Below are 17,908 nucleotides of genomic sequence, written 5' to 3' on the forward strand. Positions count from 1 at the left end.
ATCACAGCATCCCCTGCCGTCTGCGGATAAACCATTCCAGCCCCAGGGTGAGCAGCAAAATCACCAACACCGAGGGCCGGCCCCAGAGCGCGAGATGGTATGATTCGACTTTTGTGGTGGGCTGCAACGGCAGGCGTGAGAGATAGTCGCCCAAACTATCCGAAGCAACATAAGCGCCGCCGGTGAGTTGCGCCATTTGCCGCAACACCGGTTCGTTGTAGCGTGTGTCGAGAAATTCCAGACTAAACGGCTCGACCGAGAAGCGGCCGCTGTCTTCGCCGAGTGTTCGATCACCCGCTACGGCAGTTCCTTTGTAAAGGTATTCCCCGCCGCCAAGAACTTGCAAGCGCGCGCGATAAAGCCCGCTGCCGGCATCTTGCAGAATGATTTCTTGATTAAATTGCGGCCCGGTCAACTGCGCCTTCACTTGCGCGCCTTCGTAGGGACGATAATCTTCGTGATACACTTGCGCCATTAATTCAATTTGCTCGCCGCCGCGATAGATCTCCTTGTTGCTTTCAAACCGCACGAGTTTGGCATCTTCTTTTGTCACCAGCCAACGCACCAGGCCGGTCATCATACTTTCATAGGTTTCAGTGTTTTTCCCCACGGCCTCCAATAGACTTTTCCAGCGCCAAATTCCATAGGTGAAAATCGCAATGGTTTTGCGATTGGCGTTTTTCTGCGCGAGCCAAAGCGATTCCATGCGACTTCCTGCGCCGGCAAGAGTCTCCGCATTCGGCGAGGGCTTTAGGCTATAGACATTCGAAAATAACGGCGGCAGTTCATCGGTGCTGAGTGCTGTCGCCCGCCCGTTAGCTGATTTTGCCAAACGATCGGTTATTGCGCGCGTCACGGGATGCGACAGGCCAGCCGGAGTAAATTGTACGGATATGATTTGCTCGCTCATCGCATTCGGCAGCGCCGCGAGTGGCAAAACGCCGCGCAATTGCCCGAGCATATTCAAATCAACGCCGGGGCCGTGCAAGTAGAACAGCGGTTTGGCATTTTCTCCCAACTGCTTGACCAGCATGTCAAGCAGGCTGCGGTCACTATCGCGCCGCGGAAAATCAACCAGCAGAACCGCGTCAACCGGCTGCCATTCATCCGGCCGGCGAAATGCCGGCAACGCCTGTGTCGCATCGGCGTAAAAACTTCCGCCCGAGCGCTGCACAAACCCGCGTACTTGAAAATTGGGGTCGTGCGCTATCGTGCGCTGCAGAAATGCAAAGTCTGCGGAGGGCGCACCGGCAAAAATCCAGATGGTCAGCTTGCTTTTCAAAACTTTGACATAAAACGCGCGGCGATTGTTTTCCGTGGTCAACTCGCCTTCAAAATGATCCAGGCTTACGGTGTATCGTGTCAATCCAACCTGTTGCGGCAATAATGAAACCGAAGCCGTGACTTGGGTGTTGTCGGAAGGCAGCACAAGGGTCTGCGTTGCCACCTCGTTCTCGCCCTCATAAACACGTAAGCGCGCCTGCCGCCCTGCCAAACCTGAAGCTGAAACGGAAATCGCAACCGGCAGCTTGGTGTCGGCATAGGCAACTTCATTTGTAACCACTTCGCTGATCAGCGCATCACGCGCATCGCGGCGCGCGCCGATTTGTGTGGTGATGATGGGCAGGCCGTAACTTTCTGCCACCCGGCCCGGGTTGCTGCCGATATTATATGCGCCGTCGCTGAATACAATTGCGCCCCGATATTCGCGATGAGCAAGCTGTTGTTTCGCCGCCGTCAAGGCGTTAGCCAGATTGCTGCCGTCGCCGTCAAACTTCAGCGCAGCAATCGAATCCAACGCCAGCGCTTGCAAGGTATCGCCGAACGAATACAAAAACACCTCGGCTTGCTCACGCAACTGCGCCAGCCACGGGCGTGACAGCGCCTGTTTCGCGAGGTCAGCGCGGCTTTGCGTAGAATCCGACAACGTCATGCTGGCAGAACGATCAACGAGAATTGCGACCGCCGGTTTTTGCGATTGTTTCACGGCCAGACTCAGTGTTGGCTCAAATAAGAGCAACAACGCAGCGGCCAGCGCAACGGTTCGCAGAATCGCCAACACGCGACGCAGCAGGTTCGATACGCGCGGGGTGGTGGTGCGATAGACGAAAAGCGTGAACGCAACTCCCAGCGCCAGAAGGATCAGAGGGTAAAAAGCCGGTGCGGCAAATTTCAAATCGAAAGTCATGAGGTCGAAGTCAATTTCAGACCCGGGTCCGGGGAAAGATCATTCTTGAAATCCGCGAGCGCGGATGGGAGATTGGCAAAATAGAACATGGCTGCGCGTGCGATCATGGCGGCATTGTCCGTGCAGTAAATTGGCGGAGGATAAAACACACGAAAGCCGCGCTGCTGGCCTAGTTCAGTCATCGCCGCACGCAACGCTTTATTGCAAGCAACGCCGCCGGCTAATGCGACCGCTTTTACGGGAAAATGTTCAACGCCGCGGGCTGTGGTTTCGACCAACGCCGTGAGCAACGCCTGCTGGAACGACGCAGCAATATCCGCTTGACCGGCAGTCGGTGCGCCGTTGCCGCTCAATTTCTGCACGTGATACAAAACAGCGGTTTTAAGTCCACTAAAGCTGAAATCAAACGGCGCGTCTTTCAGGCGGGCGACGGGAAAATCAATTGCGCGGGGATTGCCGTTGAGCGCAAGTTTTTCGATTTGCGGTCCGCCGGGATAAGGCAGGCCAAGAATACGCGCGACTTTATCAAAAGCCTCGCCGGCAGCGTCATCCTGGGTTTCGCCCAAAATGCGATAGCTCGCCCAATTTTCCACCAGCGCCAGAATACTGTGCCCGCCGGAGACAATCAACACGAGAAACGGCGGCTCCGGCCCATCCGCTGAAATATTATTTGAAACGAGATGGCCTTCTAGATGATTGATGCCCAACAGCGGAATGCCGAGATCGAGCGCCAGCCCCTTGGCGAAATTGATTCCCACCAACAGCGAGCCTACCAAACCGGGGCCGCGGGTTACGGCGATGGCTTCCAACTGCTGCGGCACCACTTGTGCGCGGGCAAGCGCCATGTGTACAACCGGTGCGATTTGTTCGAGATGCGCGCGCGAGGCCAGCTCCGGCACGACGCCGCCATAACGATGATGAATCTCCTGTGAGGACACGACATTCGACAGCAAGCGATCGTCTTCCATCACCGCGGCGGAGGTTTCATCACATGAAGTTTCAATTGCGAGCAGACGCATGATTGCCGCGCTCCATCATAAGTTTAAACGTGGCCGGCTTGACGTTGCGATAGCTCACGCCTTCCGGCACGGTGATGATCGGGACATAACCGTCGTTATCGAGCAAGCCTTTCACCTGTTGAAAATCAATGATTGCGGTTATGTCTTCGCGTTTCAAACCGAGCAGCAACTGTTCGCCGCCTTCCAGTGTGAGAGAAAGAGTTGAAGGCAGAGGCGTCACGATGAGATGGCGCGGCGCATTGTGCACGCGCACCGGAATTTCGGGCAGGGTTATTTCAATAAGTTTTTGCACATCGACAGCAACCGTTGCCATCTTGCTCGACAAATGGATGTTTAACGAATCGGGAAAATCCTGCAACGGCACTTCCTGCTCAAAATGTGCGCGCAAATTCCGCCCCTGCACCAATGCTGTTGAAATTTCGCGAATCGGCCGCACCGCCGCCTCCGGTCCGGAAATTTTTGTGGAATCCGGAGAGACTTGAATTTTACCGACAACCGCATAGCCCGGTGTTGTGGCGAGGTCGGCAACCGGCACAATTGCCACCTCTTTGGTCAACAGATTGGTCAATTGAACTTTGAGTTCGTGCGGGGCTAAAATTTGCTTGGCGATAACCGGCAATCCCCAGCGCCCGATTTGAACATGCTCGCGCTGAACCTGAAACGTTTTGGATGAGCCGCTTTCGGTGAGATCGATGACGAGGCGCGCCTCGCGCTGAAACAACAGCGCAAACAGGGCTTTGCCCCGCCCTTCAAAGCGCACGCGCGCCTGCCGCGGCAGATTGCCGATCACTGTTTTGCCCGGCGGTATGTTGACAATCGCAATCGGAACATCCATATCATATTCATAAATATTTTCCGTAACGACGGCAAACCAAAACACCGTCGCAATCGTGATCACAATGATCTTGATCCGGTAATTTTCCAGGAAATTGCTTTTTAGAACTCTTAACCGCATTTTTTCTGTCCGGCAACAAAAATAGGGCATCAACTGTCCATCATGCTTTCGCTCAGCCAGGCGCGTGAAAGCTGCGGGGCGGTCAATACCCTAGTCGTGAAGTACGCGCCCGGATTGGCGCGCACAGCAAATTACTGGTGTTCCTTAATTCATTTGATGGGGGAGCGAGAGAAATCTCGGGGAATTTCACCAGTTGTTTGCCAAGTGAACTGGCGCAGGCCAGTGGCATTCTCTCAGAACGATGGCATCGGCTCCAATCGCATTGATTTACGCAGCGTGACCACCGGGCGTCAATTCACCGTCAGAGTTATCGTGAAACAACGGTTTTTGATTGCGCTGGTTGAAACATTTCTGCTCGCCGAATTCCTCGTGCATCAAGTGAGGTTTCATGGAACGCGGAACGACACGAGTAGGGTGGCAGCCGGCGCGCGCCGCACGCCGTGCGAGACGATTTAACGCGAGCAAGTTAACGCGACTGCACTTAAAAGTCAACCTTGAAAACGCCTGGCGCACAAACAAAAAAAGTGGAGCATGCTCCACTTTTTGATCTGCACATTTGCGCTCGCTTATTGCTTGACTACCCACAACTTGATTTTGCAATCGACTTCGCTGTGCAACTTAACGGGTATCTCGTAGATGCCCAGCGCGCGAATCGGCTCTTCCAGGGTGATTTTGCGTTTGTCGACTTCATAGCCCTTGGCCGCAAGCAAATCTGCAATATCTTGACTGGTGACCGAACCGAAGATGCGATCGTCTTCGCCGACGGGCATGGCGGCGGTGATGGAGACGCCGTCCATCTTGGCGCGCAACACTTCCGCGGATTTTTTCTCTCTCAGCTTCAGGGCGGCGCCGCGTTTCTTCTCTTCTGCAAAAACGTTCAGCTTGCCGGGCGTGGCTTCAAACGCAATGCCGCGCGGAATCAAAAAATTGCGCGCATAGCCGTCTTTGACCGAAACGACTTTGCCGGCTTCCCCGAGCGTGGGAAAATCCTGCCGCAATAACACTTTCATGATTTTGTATCCTCGCCTAAAAAATGGATTGCACGAAGCGGATTAACGAACCTGATCATAAACAAAAGGCATGAGCGCCAAAATGCGGGCGCGTTTGATCGCGGTCACCAGCATGCGCTGGTGCGTCGCACAGGTGCCGGAGGTTCGCCGTGGAATAATTTTGCCTTGCTCGGTGACAAACCGCATCAGGCGCTTTTCGTCTTTATAATCGATGTAGATTTCGCGTTCTTCGCAGAAGCGACAAATACGACGTTTTTTCAACATAGGATATTCACTCACAATTTGAGGTTATCGTAACCAAAATTGAATTCACTTTTTTGCGCCGGAGCCGCCGGAGGAGGCGCCTGTTCGACAATTTCGGTGTGGCTGCGAACGGGCTCTTCATGATCGTCCATCGCCACGTTATCGAATTCCTCGTCTGAGGCCGTGGCTTCCGCTGCTTCGCTGCGGCGATTGAGAAATTGAATTCGCCGCGCTTTGATCTCCACGACGTTGCGGGTGGTGCCGTCTTCATTCTTCCAGATGCGGCTCTGCAACTCGCCATCCACCAAAACCGCGCTGCTTTTGTGAAGATTCTCCGCGCAGCTTTCCGCGAGTTTGTACCACGCGACAACGCCGACGTAGCAAACATTTTCGCGCCATTGGCCGGTATTGTCTTTGAACCGGCGATTGGATGCGATATAAAAATTTGCCACGGGTGTTCCATTCGTCGTTCTGCGGAACGAAGGATCACTTGTGAGATTGCCTGCGATCATTACCGAATTGATATCCGGCATTTTTAATTCTGCCATAGAACTCACTCCCGGCATCAAGAGGGGCAAATCGTTTGAGGATTAAGCGACCTCGTTCAACTCTTCCGGCAATGGCTCTCCCGGGAAATCATTGTCGGCGAGGGCGGAGGGCGGATGATCTGCTGCTGCTACGGCTACTGCTTTTTCCTGGCTATCGCGTTCTTCTTTTTTGAGGGCGCGGGGATCGATTTTAATGGTCAGATAGCGTAAGACAGACTCGTTCAGGCGATATTCTTTTTCCAGCAGCGCAACCATCGCCGCCGGCGCCGTAAAGCGGACATGCAGATAATGGCCGTACTGTTTCTTTTTGATCTCGAAGGCCAAACGGCGCTTGCCCCACTCTTCAATTTTGACCACTTCGCCGCCGTTATTTGAAATGAAACTGGCGACGCGGTCGCTGAAGCCCTTGAGATCTTCGGCGCGCAGCGCCGAATCGACCACAACGGTGGTTTCGTAGAGATGCAACGTCAATTCTCCATTTACTTGTTCAACGTTTACTCATAAATCTCGTGACAGAAGCGGAAAGGATTCCCTGTGAAGGGGATCATTGCTCACACCGATTGGCCGTTTTAGTGACGTTGGTGCAACGGCCATATCATGACCGGCCAAACGGCCGTGAGCTCCTGCCCGAGAGGGGATTACAACTGTGCAGACACGTTACTCTTGATATGCTTACGCGAATCAAAGATCGCCGCTTTTGACATTATAATGATTCATCGCATATGAAGCCCCGTGCGCGCAAAAGTCAAGCGCAGCATTGGCGGCTTTTTCCACCAAGCCGGGCAAAGCTTGACGCTCGGCCTTGGAAAAATGTGAGAGCACGAAATGCGTTGCGTTTTGATTCAACTCATTGCCGATGCCCAAGCGTAATCGAGCAAATTCATTGGTGCCGAGATGCTGAATAATCGAACGCAAGCCTTTTTGCCCGCCATCACTCCCCTTGGCGCGGATCCTGAGCGTGCCAAACGGCAATTGAAAGTCATCCAGTATGATCAACATGTGGCGCAATTCAAACTTGAAGTATTGCGCCACTTCTCGCACCGCCACGCCGCTGTTGTTCATGTACGTCAGCGGCTTGAGCAAAACAACTTCCCGTGTACCCCTCGCGATTGGAGCGGGGTCGGACAGCCGATATTCGCCTTTGCCGGCATGCAGTGAAACGTGCAGACGCTCGGCGAGGTGATCAATCACCATGAAACCGACGTTGTGTCGCGTGCTTCCATATTCTTTGCCGGGGTTGCCGAGGCCGGCGATCAAGTATCTATCCGACATAGGAGCATCGCTGGCAAAACGGAAATTTATTTCTTCGCGGCTTCTTCTTTTTCTTCTTCAGGCTTCTTACCGCGCTCAATGACTTCCGGCTCAGCCGTTTCAGCCGCGGGCGCCGGGGCTGCCGCTTCTTCCAGGCGCGGCGCCAGCACGGAGACTACGATTTGCTCAAGATCATTTAAAATTTCGATCTTCTCGTATTTCAAATCCCGCACATAAATGGCATCATGAATGTTCAGGTTACTGACATCCACATTGATGGTTTCTGGAATATCGAGCGGCAAGCATTTGATTTCAAGCGTGCGCAAAATCTGCTGCAAGGTTCCGCCGTCTTTGGCGCCCGCAGCCGAACCAACGAGAACAATCGGGACTTCGACCGTAACTTCTTCCGTCAATCGAACGCCCATCAAGTCGACGTGCAAGGGCACACCGCTTACCGGATGCCACTGCACTTCACGAATAATGCATTTGGCCGGCTCGGCCTGGCCCAGGTTCACATCCAGGATGCTCGATTTGTGCGTCAGCGCGGTGCGCAGTTCTTTGGCGTCCACACTGAAGGAAATGGGATTTTCGCCATGAATGTAGTAAATCCCCGGCACTTTGCCGTCGCGACGGATGCGCTTGGCAATTTGTTTGCCGGTTTCATTGCGAACTTCAACGTTTAAGGCGCTCATGATCCAACTTTCAATTTTGGGTAGTAAGGATTTTTTCGGTTTATGATCTAATCGAATAACGAGCTAATCGATTCTTCATTGTGTATGCGCATGATCGCGCGGCCGAAAAGCTCGGCCACCGTGAGAACTTTGATCTTGTCGATCATCTTATTGGGATGAATTTGCACCGTATCCGTGACGATCATCTGATCAATGGGTGATTTCATTATGCGTGTAACGGCCGGGCCGGAGAGAATTGCGTGCGTGCAAGCCACGAAAATTTGCTGCGCGCCCATATCCTTCAGCCGGGCTGCGGCGTTGGTCAACGTTCCCGCCGTATCGCAAATATCATCAATAATCAAAACGTTCATGCCCTCGACATGTCCGATCACGTTCATCACCTCAACCATGTTGGGGCCGGAACGCCGCTTGTCTACAATCGCGATGGGCGCTTGCAAGCGCTTGGCGTAAGCGCGCGCCATGTGTGTGCCGCCCAAATCCGGGGCGACGACGACGAGATTCGGAATTTTGATTTTCTGCAAGTATTCAACAAACACCGTTGCCGAATAAAGATGATCGACGGGAATATCAAAGAACCCCTGCAACTGCGGCGCGTGCAAATCCATGGTCAGAATGCGATCCGCGCCTGCCGTTGTCAACAGATTGGCGACCAGCTTCGCCGTGATTGAGACGCGCGGCTGATCTTTGCGATCCTGGCGCGCATAGCCAAAATACGGAATCACGGCGGTGATCCGTCGCGCCGAAGCGCGGCGCGCGGCATCGAGCATGATCAACAGCTCCAACAGATTGCGCGCCGGTGAATTCGTCGGCTGGATGATGAAGGTATCCTGACCGCGAATATTTTCCGTAAACTTAACCCAGGTCTCGCCGTCGCTAAACTCGCGGAATTCGCTTTTGCCGAGCTCCAGATTCAAGTAATTGGCGATTTTTTGCGCCAACTCGGGATGCGCCCGACCAGAAAACATGCGTGGATGTTGAAGCAGAGCATTCATAAACGGCAAAAAAAATGACGATTCTTCCGCTTCTCCGGTTACGGGTACGACGAGCAACTGAGCGGAACACTCGCCATTCGAACTTTATCTCAGCAGCTTCGATCTGAATTAAAACTGTGCTGGGGCGGAAGGACTCGAACCTTCGTATGCAGGAACCAAAGTCCTGTGCCTTGCCAACTTGGCGACGCCCCAAAAGCAAGAAGTGTCCCACACCTTCTTAGAAGAATTCGTCATCGTTCTTGCTCGGCCGGCGACCGTCGCGACGAGATTCCTGTTTATATTTTTCTAAAACCGCTTTTTCTAATTTTTCGCGAAATTCATTCGTGATGGGATGCGCGATGTCGCGAAACGTGCCGTCATTCATTTTACGGCTCGGCATGCTTACAAAATAACCCGTCACGCCTTTGATCACTTTCATCCCGCGCACAACAAAACAATCATCAAACGTTACATTTACAAACGCTTTTAACTTATCTTCATCACGGACACTGACCGTGATTTCAGTTATTTCCATTCCTCCCTCCTTAAGCATTGAATTTGACAGGACACCCCCCGAGTATCTGACCTACACACCAGAAACGCTCTGCAGAACATAATCGTCAACTTCCTTTTTCCCCCATTTCAGTGGTCGCGCTAAAAAGGATTTATAGTTGAACTGAAACCGCTGTTGATTCTGTTGAGCTAGCTCGAATGAACGAAATAAACCGTAAATCGTCGATCCGCTTCCTGTCATATTGGCAGCGAAAGCCCCGCCCTTTAACAATTCTTCTTTAATCTTAGCTAATTCGTCATACTTATCGAAAACAATTCCCTCAAAATCATTCTCTCCCCACCATTTAGCGTTGCCTACCTCAGGCATTTCTTTTTTGAAAACGCTGAATGTACTACTCTTTTGTTCGTTTGTCAAGCCGAATTTAAGATTTTGATAAGCCCAAGCGGTTGAAATGGATACATTCGGTGAGACAAGTACGACCCAGAATTGCGGCAACTTGTCAATCGGTGCGAGAATTTCTCCGCGACCGCGGCCTTCGCAGAACCCTCCGCGAAGAAAAAAGGGAACATCGGAGCCAATTCTTTGCCCTAGACTCTCCAAAACTTGCAGATCTAAATCAAGATTAAACAAATTATTCAAGGTTATCAGCGTTACCGCCGCGTCGCTGCTTCCACCGCCCAGCCCCGCTCCGGTGGGAATTTTTTTTTCAATGTGAAGCTTGATGCCCATACGGCAATCAACCAGTAACCTCAAAAGCTGGTAAGCGCGGCTGCACAGATTCGACCGGTCGCAGGGAATCTCGGGCCAGTTGCAGCTTAGCTCCATTTCATCGGTATCATTCGCTTCAAAGAACAAAGAATCCGCCAGGCTGACCTGCAAAAATCGTGTTTCGATATCATGATAGCCATCGGCGCGCCGCCCGACGATGCGGAGGCCTAAATTGATTTTGGCGTACGCGTCAACTCTCACGCTCTTCATGCGGGGGCTGCGCCTTCTTTCCAAAAAATGCCTGAGACTTTTAGCTTATGCGCGCGGTTTGCCTGCATTTCGAACAGCGGGGATAAAATAAAGGCGTCATCGGTGACGCCGGTAAGTTTCCACGAGGAGTTGGAGTTGCTTGGCGGGTAATGCAACTTCGGTTGCACCAGTTTATCTATCCGTGTCTTCTCAGGCATCACACGAATTCAATCTACATAAAAACCCGAAAGGGCGCGGCCCCAAATTGTCACACGGCCCAATCACTCACGTACGCAATTTCGCACGCTCTTCTTTGGAATACAAATTTGCTTCCACTTCCTGATGCGGATTGGGGATGATATGCGTCGCCACCACTTCGCCGATTTTCGCAGCCGCTTTGACACCCGCTTCCACCGCCGCTTTGACGGCGCCGACCTCGCCTGCGACTTTAATGGTCACCAATGCCGCATCTGTGATCTCTTTGCCGAGCAACACCACGTCTGCCGCTTTACTCATGGCATCTGCCACTTCGAGCGCAGCCACCAAGCCGCGAGTCTCGACCATTCCCAGCGCGCGTTCAGCCATGACGGTTAAGATTCACTGACCAGCTCGGTCCGTTTCGGAAGAATCAACTCGACATCGGCATGCGGCCGCGGAATGACGTGCACCGAAATCAATTCGCCGACTTTCTCCGCCGCTGCTGCGCCCGCGTCCGTCGCGGCCTTGACCGCGCCCACGTCGCCGCGCACCATCACCGTCACGTAGCCGCCGCCGATTTTTTCTTTGCCGATCAACGTCACCTTCGCCGCTTTCACCATGGCGTCAGCAGCTTCGATAGCGCCTACGAGTCCACGCGTTTCGATCATTCCCAGCGCATCAAGGCTCATGTTTTCAAGCTCCTCTGCGGATTAAAACTTCATATGCATTCAGCGCGAATTAAAACAACAAAGTGCGGCGAATCTACTAAAAAAATTTTTCGTTGTCAATTCATTTTTGTCTCGGCGCTGGCACTAAACCTTGAAAAACCTTGAAGAAACGCCGTTACAATTTCGCCGCCACCAGGTAGACGATTTGCATGGAGATAGTTGCATGTTGGAGGGAGAATATGTAAATTGCCCGGCCTAAATGAGGATATCCGGCGCCACTGCAAGATCAAAGGCAGATACTCGTGAATATTGCCGGGAAGCGTGATACCTATGCTGTCAAATCATTCCAACATCAATCGAGGAGATGCCGCAATATTTTCTTTTTTCGGACGCCCACTTGGGAGCGCCCGGTCGCCCAGATGATCATCAGCGAGAACAAAGAATCATTGACTTTTTGCACCATGTCAAGCAAACGGGCGACGGATTGTTCATTGTCGGTGATTTGTTTGATTTTTGGTTTGAATACCGGCATGCCATTCCCAACCGCCATTTTGCAGTTCTGGCAAAGTTATATGAGCTGCGGCAAGCCGGCATGCCGATTGATTATCTTGCGGGCAATCACGATTTGTGGGTGGGCGATTATTTCCGCACACAAATCGGCCTCACCCTTCACGCCGAAGGTATTACGCGCGAGTTGTGCGGGTATCGCTGTTTTATTACGCACGGCGACGGCGCGGCCAAACGCGATTCCGGTTACCGGCTGCTGAAACGAATCATGAAACATCCGGTCAATATTTTTTTGTATCGTTTGCTGACGCCGGATCTCGGTGTGCCGCTCGCGAAAAGCATGTCGCACACCAGCCGCACGCTGGTGCGGAGCGATGCGCGCTGGGAGCGTGACTACCGCGCGTATGCCACGAACAAGCTGGCGGAAGGCTACGATGTTGTGATGATGGGGCACACGCATCAACCGAAAGTCGAGCAAATCAACGGCAAAACATTCATCAATCTCGGGGATTGGATGACCCACTTTACCTACTGCAAAATCGATGAGCACGGGCCGCAATTGCTGAAATGGAATGAAACGATTGCTTCACCGGCGCAAGCCGCGCGGCGTCGCGTGCAAGCATGACGCAAATCTCCGTTCGAATCGTTTTATCAAGCCAAGTAAACGAAGGTGCCAACGATGACTGATTCTTCCCGCACACTCGCTTCCAAAACAACGTGGATGATTTTGGGTGCGCTTGTTTTTCTCATCGGCCTGCCGACCGCCATATACCTATACGATCTCAGCCAGGATTTACCGAACCCGAGCCAGTTCGAAAGCTACAAACCCAAACTGGGCTCCGAAGTTTACTCCAGCGACGGCAAGCTGATCAAAGAATTTTTTGAAGAGCGCCGCTCGTTCACACCGCTCGATCAGATGCCGGCACACCTCAAACGCGCGCTGTTGGCCACCGAAGATCGCAATTTCTACAATCATTGGGGCGTGAACACCATGCGCATCGCGCAAGCTCTGGCAATCGACTTGATTTATCTCGAGAAGCGCCAGGGCGCCAGCACGCTGGCGCAGCAGCTTGCGCGTATGATGTATTTGACGCCGGAAAAAACCGTGTCGCGCAAGATCAAAGAAGCGTTGACCGCGATTCAACTCGAGCGAACTTACACCAAAGACGAAATTCTCGAGATGTATCTCAATCACGTTTACCTCGGGCACGGAACCTACGGCGTGCAAATGGCGGCACAACGCTACTTTGGCAAGAATGTGCAAGACGTCGATATCCACGAGGGCGCTACATTAGTGGCATTGGCGCAACGGCCCGAACCGCTGTCCCCGATCCGCAACCCCACGGGATGTCAAGCGCGCCGCAATCTAGTGTTGCGCAACATGTACACCACCGGCGCCCTGTCCGCCGCAGATTTGCAGCGCTATCAAGACATGCCGCTGGGCGTGCATTCGACAATGTCAAATGAATACTATGGCACGGCGCGATATTTCACCGAACATGTGCGGCAATTGTTATGGCAAAAATATGGCCGCGATATTCTCACCGAGGGTTTCAAGATTTACACCACGCTCGACTCGCGCGTACAACATCTTGCGGATCAACTCATTCAAAAACAGTTGCACGAAGTGCAGAGCCAGGTCAACAAGAATTTGATTCGCAAACGTGAACACTTGAAAATGATCAACCCGGCCATGTTAGATAGCCTGGGCTTAACGATGCAGCAGTTCGTCGCAGATTCCACCGCGATCAATAGTTTTCTCAGCAGCAAACGGCCGGTGCAAGTGGCGTTTGTGTGCATCGAAACCAAAACCGGCTATGTCCGCGCCATGATCGGTGGCCGCGATTTCGATGAGAGCAAGTATAATCGCGTGATTCAAGCGCAGCGCCAACCCGGCTCCGCGTTCAAGCCTTTCGTTTATGCCACGGTCATCGACAATGGTTATCTGCCGACCTACGAGGTGCTGAATCAACCCATCGTTGTCAAGCAAGCCGACGGCTCAGAATGGCGGCCGCAAAATTTCGACGGTTCCATTGGCGGTTTTGTAACCTTGCGCGAGGCCCTGGCGCGCTCGCTGAATTTGCCGACCGTGCGGCTGGTGCAGCAAATCGCAAATCCCGCAACCGTGGTCAAATACGCCCAAAAAATGGGATTGACCACCAACATTCCGGCCTATGAATCAATCGCGCTCGGCGCCGGCGAAGTGATTCCGATTGAAATCACCTCGGCTTATTCGGCCTTTCCCAATCAAGGGGTGCGCATGGAGCCGCTGTTCATCACTCGCGTCGAGGATAAAGACGGCAACGTTATCGAAGACAATCGCCCGCACGGCAATGAAGTTTTGAGCAAGGAAACCGCGACCATCATGACCGACATGATGCGTTCGGTGCTGGATTATCATGCCGGCCCCGGCCGCTTTGGCACCGGCGTCGGCGCGCGCAGCCGATACGGTTTCACCCGCCCGGCCGGCGGCAAATCCGGAACCACCAATGATTATCGCGATACCTGGTTTATCGGTTATACGCCGCAATTGACTACCGGCGTATGGGTGGGATTTGATCGGCAGGATATGTCGTTCGAAAAGGGTACGGGGTCGTCCATCTGTCTGCCGATTTGGGCGCCGTTCATGAAAGCTGCGCACGACACCCTCGGGCTTCCTGTGGTGGATTTCAATCAACCCCCAACCGTTTTGCGGCTGGAAATCTGCACCATTTCAAAAGAATTGGCCAACGAAGAGTGCCCGAGCACAACGTTTGCTGTTTTCAAAGCCGGCACGGAACCCAAGACGCGCTGCCATATTCATCAAGGCCGGGAACGGACCCCGCGGCGGCGCTCGGCACATCGCACGTAAGCAAAAAAAGATGCCCGCTTTTGAGGTGATCAGAAGCGGGCATCTCTGAAAAATCAACGTTTTTCAATTCTCGCTCATGTGTTCATGCACGAGTTTCCAGCCATTTTCATAAACCCAGACGCGTGTAACTTTGCCTGAGCCTTCCACGAATTTCTCGCCGAGCTTGCCTTCCGTCATGTAATTGTAGGTCACCAGCAACACTTCTTTATAAACCTCCCCGCTCGAGTGAATCACACTGGTGGCGCCGATGGTTTGCTCCATCTGACTTTTGACGCGTTTCATCACCTCTCCTGAGCCATCGATACGGAACGGCAGTTTGGGCTGAAAACGTGAGGTTTTAGGATGAAGAAATTCGCCATAACTTTTGTCGTCTTTCTTTGCTAGAAATTCGTCCAATTTCTTGTTGTGGCTCATGGCGTTCTTCTTCCATGTTTCCCGATCCTCCTTCGACACTTTGGCGTTCTGAAAGTAAGCCTTGGCAAGCAGCGCACTGCCGATCAAAATAATGAGGAAGATGAGAATCTGCAGTAACAAACTGATCGAAACGATAGGACACCTCCCGGTCTCAATTGAAGATAAACTGCTCCTCCGTCGCGGAGTGCTGCAAAAAACACGGGGAAATATTAAACATCTTGGAGAAATTTGCAAGGAAGAAAGCATGGAAAGCCGGGGCGGTTATGCGCTTCTCATAACCGCCTGTGAGTGGGGCACGTGCAAGGCAGGTGTATGGAATTTATTTTCATGCGGCGCAGCCATCAGCGATTGCGCTCACTTTTGCAAGCTTTTCTTCTTCTGCTGAGCCGCTTGCAAGCGCTGCATGGCTACGGCATCATCACAGTTCGCGGCGCGACTTTGTTCAATCACGGTTTGATACGCGTCCAGCGCCTGGCCGGGACGGTTGATCGCTTCAAGGGCCTGGCCGAGATAGAACTGGATCTCGCCGCAATCATTTACGTTGGGATATTTGGCAAGAATCTGGTAAAGTTTGAGAATGGCATTGGGATGATATTGCTGCGCCAATAAAGCCTTTGCGCCGTTTGTCTCTTGCTGCCGGCGCTCGCCGGAATCCGAGCCCGGGCCGCGGCTGGTTTTCTTTTGCTCGCCGTGCACCGAGCTGACATTGCCGATGCGCAATCGCGTTTTCTCATCCGCCGGCGGGATTTTACTGATCTTTTGCGACATGAGATGCAAAAACAATTCGCGTTCGGTAATCTTGCGCAAATCCAGCATCTCCAGAAGTGTGTTGCCGCTCAGACGAAACGTTGCCCCCTCGTTCAACTCCAAAACCGCGACGGCGTTTTCAAAGGTCAATATCGTATCAACACTTTCCAGCAACATGCCCACGGCCGCCGGTTGCCAGTTTTCTTCCACGCCTCGCCGGATTTTCACCTCGCCGTTGAGAGAAATAATTTTTGCGGTCGGCGCAGCCCTTCCCACCTCCCACCCGCCTGCCAGAATAAAAAGGGCTACCAGCAGCCGTTTCACAAGGTTTGCAGATTTCATATGCCTCACACTGAATTTAATGTCCGGTTTAGCCGGAAATCAAAAATCACTTCCACAGGACATTTTAAAAGTTCATACGTAAAGAAAACCGACCGGTGCGTTTCAAACACGCTCTCACAGAGGGCGCTATCAAGATATTCGATACCAGCTCGCGCCTCTTTATTTGACCTCGACAATTTTTACCCAGCCGTCCGCCAGGCCGTTTCGCAAAATGCCCTCTTCCAAATATTGCAATGCCCCGCTTTTCCAGGCTTCTTCAAAACCGCTTGCCACCAGCGTTGTTTCCAATGGGATCCAAGCGGTGGCCGGACCGGCAGATTTTTCCCGCATGACATAACGTTTTTCATTGCTGCTGAGGGCGGCAGTCCGGGAGGCCGGCAACCCGCTGTCGAACAGCAAATACAGATGCGCGATTTCTTTTTCAGGATCGCGCACCTCGACAAAAGCCGTGCGGATACCCGCGCTCTCGAACAATGAGGCGCACAAGATCACAAGATCATCGCAATCTCCGGCTCGCAAATCAAGCGTCTCGGCGGCAAATTGTACGCGATCATCCTGGTAATACGGAATATTGGGATCGCTTTGATAACGCAACCCAGCCTCGCTCAGCGCGGCAAAAAGAGCTTTGGCTTTGTCAAAAACGCTGACATTCGCGGCGTCCTGCTCCGCCATTTCACGCAAAACGCGGCGGTTCAAATTCAAAATGCGTTCATCCTCAGGCGTGATAAAAAAACTCAGCTTGTCAACCTCACCGTTCCAGGCGTTACGCGAATGCACCATGATTTGCGCGCTGGTTTCCTTCCGGACATTGCCGCCGGCGCGCGCCTCGGCCCTGATATCAAGAATCGCAGGCTCGCGCCGTGCGACGGCCTGCAGCCTCGGGCTCAGAATCGCGGTAACGGGAATGTCCTTCGTTTGATTTTTTTCCAAGCGAATAAAACCGCTGTCTTTCGGGCGTTCGGAATAGCCGCGAATATTGCTCTGCACGTTGACTTCAATCGGAAAACCCGCCGTGTTCTTGATCGTCACCAATGCCAGAGGATAGGTACTGTAAAAATTATAATACGCTGGGTATAAGTCGCGCACGACGAGTTTTGTTTCTTTGATTTGAAACAACTCGCGTTTGCTGCCCCACATGAAACATAAACCCAGGCCGAATTCAAGTCCGCTATACTCGCGGCTGTGATGCAGTCCCGCCAACCCGTGAGAAGATTTGAGATCGACAAAATGATAGCGGAGGTCGAAATTGAACGCTGCCCAGCTTCGCATGACGAGATTCAATCCGCCGCCGGCATAAGCGCCAAACAGATTGCGGCCGCCGCCGGTAACCGTTTCGCCTGTGCCTTGATCGCGCACTTCGAATGAAGTCGTCAAATACGGCCCCAACCCGGCGGACAAATAGGGCTGGGCCGCGCTGTTGTTTTGCACCGGCAGCAAGTCGTACCGCACACCGGCAAGAATCGGCGCAACCACGGAAACGTCCACTTCTGTGCCGCTGACAAGATTCTCTTCCCCGCGCACACGCACAAACCCGCCGATCTCGAAATCCAGCGACCAATTATTGTTCAGCCGCGAAAAGTAATACAACCATCCACCCACGCCGCTCACATCAAATGTGCTCTTCGTTTCAGAAATGTTGAAGCGCGTGGCTTGCTCACCGAGATTCCAATAACTCGCGCGCACGCCGATGCCGTTTGCGCGCGACGGCCGTTGCGCGTGCAACGCCGTTTGCGCCAGCAGAACCGACATCATCGTAATCATTTGCAGGAAATAACGCATCACAGCCCTCGCGTATGCCTTGTCTTAATCGTTTAGCGTTCGCCGCAAGATACC

At 52.9% G+C, this 17,908-nt stretch carries 21 protein-coding genes and 1 tRNA gene; 3 read left to right on the forward strand and 19 right to left on the reverse strand.

Annotation, left to right across the window (positions count from 1 at the left end):
* Position 1: 1 nt before the first annotated feature.
* From FBQ85_00470 to FBQ85_00480, 3 genes are read right to left on the reverse strand one after another with little or no spacing between them, the layout of a single operon-like run.
* Entirely contained in the window at positions 2–2,188 is a 2,187-nt protein-coding gene (locus FBQ85_00470; protein MDL1873637.1) for a VWA domain-containing protein, read from the reverse strand.
* Entirely contained in the window at positions 2,185–3,207 is a 1,023-nt protein-coding gene (gene tsaD / locus FBQ85_00475) for a tRNA (adenosine(37)-N6)-threonylcarbamoyltransferase complex transferase subunit TsaD (protein ID MDL1873638.1), read from the reverse strand. Before tsaD ends, FBQ85_00470 begins: the two co-directional genes overlap by 4 nt.
* Complete coding sequence (locus FBQ85_00480; protein MDL1873639.1) at positions 3,188–4,192, reverse strand: hypothetical protein; 1,005 nt, start codon at positions 4,190–4,192, stop codon at positions 3,188–3,190. Before FBQ85_00480 ends, tsaD begins: the two co-directional genes overlap by 20 nt.
* Before the next feature lie 192 nt (positions 4,193–4,384).
* Between FBQ85_00480 and FBQ85_00485 the strand changes: the two genes are divergently transcribed.
* On the forward strand, positions 4,385–4,618 hold the full coding sequence (locus FBQ85_00485; GenBank protein MDL1873640.1) for a hypothetical protein: 234 nt from the start codon (positions 4,385–4,387) through the stop codon (positions 4,616–4,618).
* 110 nt (positions 4,619–4,728) lie between these two features.
* Here FBQ85_00485 and FBQ85_00490 read toward each other — a convergent pair whose 3' ends face one another.
* From FBQ85_00490 to eutM, 13 genes are all read right to left on the reverse strand, one after another.
* The gene (locus FBQ85_00490; protein ID MDL1873641.1) at positions 4,729–5,172 is read right to left on the reverse strand and encodes a 50S ribosomal protein L9; all 444 of its coding nucleotides are present in this window, start codon (positions 5,170–5,172) and stop codon (positions 4,729–4,731) included.
* A 42-nt stretch (positions 5,173–5,214) separates the two neighbouring features.
* Positions 5,215–5,436: a 30S ribosomal protein S18 gene (rpsR, locus tag FBQ85_00495; protein MDL1873642.1), complete on the reverse strand. Its 222-nt coding sequence runs from the start codon at positions 5,434–5,436 to the stop codon at positions 5,215–5,217.
* A gap of 11 nt (positions 5,437–5,447) precedes the next feature.
* Positions 5,448–5,948, reverse strand: a complete 501-nt coding sequence (locus FBQ85_00500) for a single-stranded DNA-binding protein (protein MDL1873643.1) — start codon at positions 5,946–5,948, stop codon at positions 5,448–5,450.
* A gap of 57 nt (positions 5,949–6,005) precedes the next feature.
* Positions 6,006–6,434 (reverse strand): 30S ribosomal protein S6, encoded by a 429-nt coding sequence (gene rpsF, locus FBQ85_00505; protein ID MDL1873644.1) that lies wholly within the window; start codon positions 6,432–6,434, stop codon positions 6,006–6,008.
* A gap of 210 nt (positions 6,435–6,644) precedes the next feature.
* A complete protein-coding gene (locus FBQ85_00510; protein ID MDL1873645.1) occupies positions 6,645–7,235 on the reverse strand; it encodes an aminoacyl-tRNA hydrolase in 591 nt (196 codons plus the stop codon).
* 26 nt (positions 7,236–7,261) lie between these two features.
* Positions 7,262–7,906 carry a 50S ribosomal protein L25 gene (locus FBQ85_00515; protein MDL1873646.1) on the reverse strand — a complete coding sequence of 215 codons (645 nt, stop codon included), beginning with the start codon at positions 7,904–7,906 and terminating at the stop codon, positions 7,262–7,264.
* A 47-nt stretch (positions 7,907–7,953) separates the two neighbouring features.
* Positions 7,954–8,898 (reverse strand): ribose-phosphate pyrophosphokinase, encoded by a 945-nt coding sequence (locus FBQ85_00520; protein MDL1873647.1) that lies wholly within the window; start codon positions 8,896–8,898, stop codon positions 7,954–7,956.
* 119 nt (positions 8,899–9,017) lie between these two features.
* Positions 9,018–9,090: transfer RNA gene (locus FBQ85_00525), tRNA-Gln, on the reverse strand.
* Between the two features lie 25 nt (positions 9,091–9,115).
* Positions 9,116–9,412 (reverse strand): septation protein SpoVG, encoded by a 297-nt coding sequence (locus FBQ85_00530; protein MDL1873648.1) that lies wholly within the window; start codon positions 9,410–9,412, stop codon positions 9,116–9,118.
* A 51-nt stretch (positions 9,413–9,463) separates the two neighbouring features.
* Positions 9,464–10,369: a 4-(cytidine 5'-diphospho)-2-C-methyl-D-erythritol kinase gene (ispE, locus tag FBQ85_00535; protein ID MDL1873649.1), complete on the reverse strand. Its 906-nt coding sequence runs from the start codon at positions 10,367–10,369 to the stop codon at positions 9,464–9,466.
* The gene (locus FBQ85_00540) at positions 10,366–10,566 is read right to left on the reverse strand and encodes a hypothetical protein (protein ID MDL1873650.1); all 201 of its coding nucleotides are present in this window, start codon (positions 10,564–10,566) and stop codon (positions 10,366–10,368) included. The genes ispE and FBQ85_00540 overlap by 4 nt, the downstream gene beginning before the upstream one ends.
* A gap of 67 nt (positions 10,567–10,633) precedes the next feature.
* The gene (locus FBQ85_00545) at positions 10,634–10,933 is read right to left on the reverse strand and encodes a BMC domain-containing protein (GenBank protein ID MDL1873651.1); all 300 of its coding nucleotides are present in this window, start codon (positions 10,931–10,933) and stop codon (positions 10,634–10,636) included.
* Between the two features lie 5 nt (positions 10,934–10,938).
* Positions 10,939–11,235, reverse strand: coding sequence for an ethanolamine utilization microcompartment protein EutM (gene eutM, locus FBQ85_00550; GenBank protein ID MDL1873652.1), 297 nt, complete (start codon positions 11,233–11,235; stop codon positions 10,939–10,941).
* A 343-nt stretch (positions 11,236–11,578) separates the two neighbouring features.
* On the opposite strand from eutM, the gene FBQ85_00555 reads away from it, so the two are divergent.
* Together FBQ85_00555 and FBQ85_00560 are read left to right on the forward strand one after the other, a co-directional pair.
* Positions 11,579–12,346, forward strand: coding sequence for a UDP-2,3-diacylglucosamine diphosphatase (locus tag FBQ85_00555; protein MDL1873653.1), 768 nt, complete (start codon positions 11,579–11,581; stop codon positions 12,344–12,346).
* Positions 12,347–12,400: 54 nt separating this feature from the next.
* On the forward strand, positions 12,401–14,572 hold the full coding sequence (locus FBQ85_00560) for a PBP1A family penicillin-binding protein (GenBank protein MDL1873654.1): 2,172 nt from the start codon (positions 12,401–12,403) through the stop codon (positions 14,570–14,572).
* Positions 14,573–14,635: 63 nt separating this feature from the next.
* Here FBQ85_00560 and FBQ85_00565 read toward each other — a convergent pair whose 3' ends face one another.
* The 3 genes from FBQ85_00565 to FBQ85_00575 all read right to left on the reverse strand — a co-directional run bounded on the left by FBQ85_00565 (position 14,636) and on the right by FBQ85_00575 (position 17,854).
* Positions 14,636–15,232, reverse strand: coding sequence for a hypothetical protein (locus tag FBQ85_00565; GenBank protein MDL1873655.1), 597 nt, complete (start codon positions 15,230–15,232; stop codon positions 14,636–14,638).
* 108 nt (positions 15,233–15,340) lie between these two features.
* Positions 15,341–16,075 carry a hypothetical protein gene (locus tag FBQ85_00570; GenBank protein ID MDL1873656.1) on the reverse strand — a complete coding sequence of 245 codons (735 nt, stop codon included), beginning with the start codon at positions 16,073–16,075 and terminating at the stop codon, positions 15,341–15,343.
* Between the two features lie 159 nt (positions 16,076–16,234).
* A complete protein-coding gene (locus FBQ85_00575; GenBank protein MDL1873657.1) occupies positions 16,235–17,854 on the reverse strand; it encodes a hypothetical protein in 1,620 nt (539 codons plus the stop codon).
* Positions 17,855–17,908 lie beyond the last annotated feature (54 nt).

It is taken from the genome of Cytophagia bacterium CHB2, assembly GCA_030263535.1.
In the GTDB taxonomy this organism is placed as follows: Bacteria; Zhuqueibacterota; Zhuqueibacteria; order Zhuqueibacterales; family Zhuqueibacteraceae; genus Coneutiohabitans.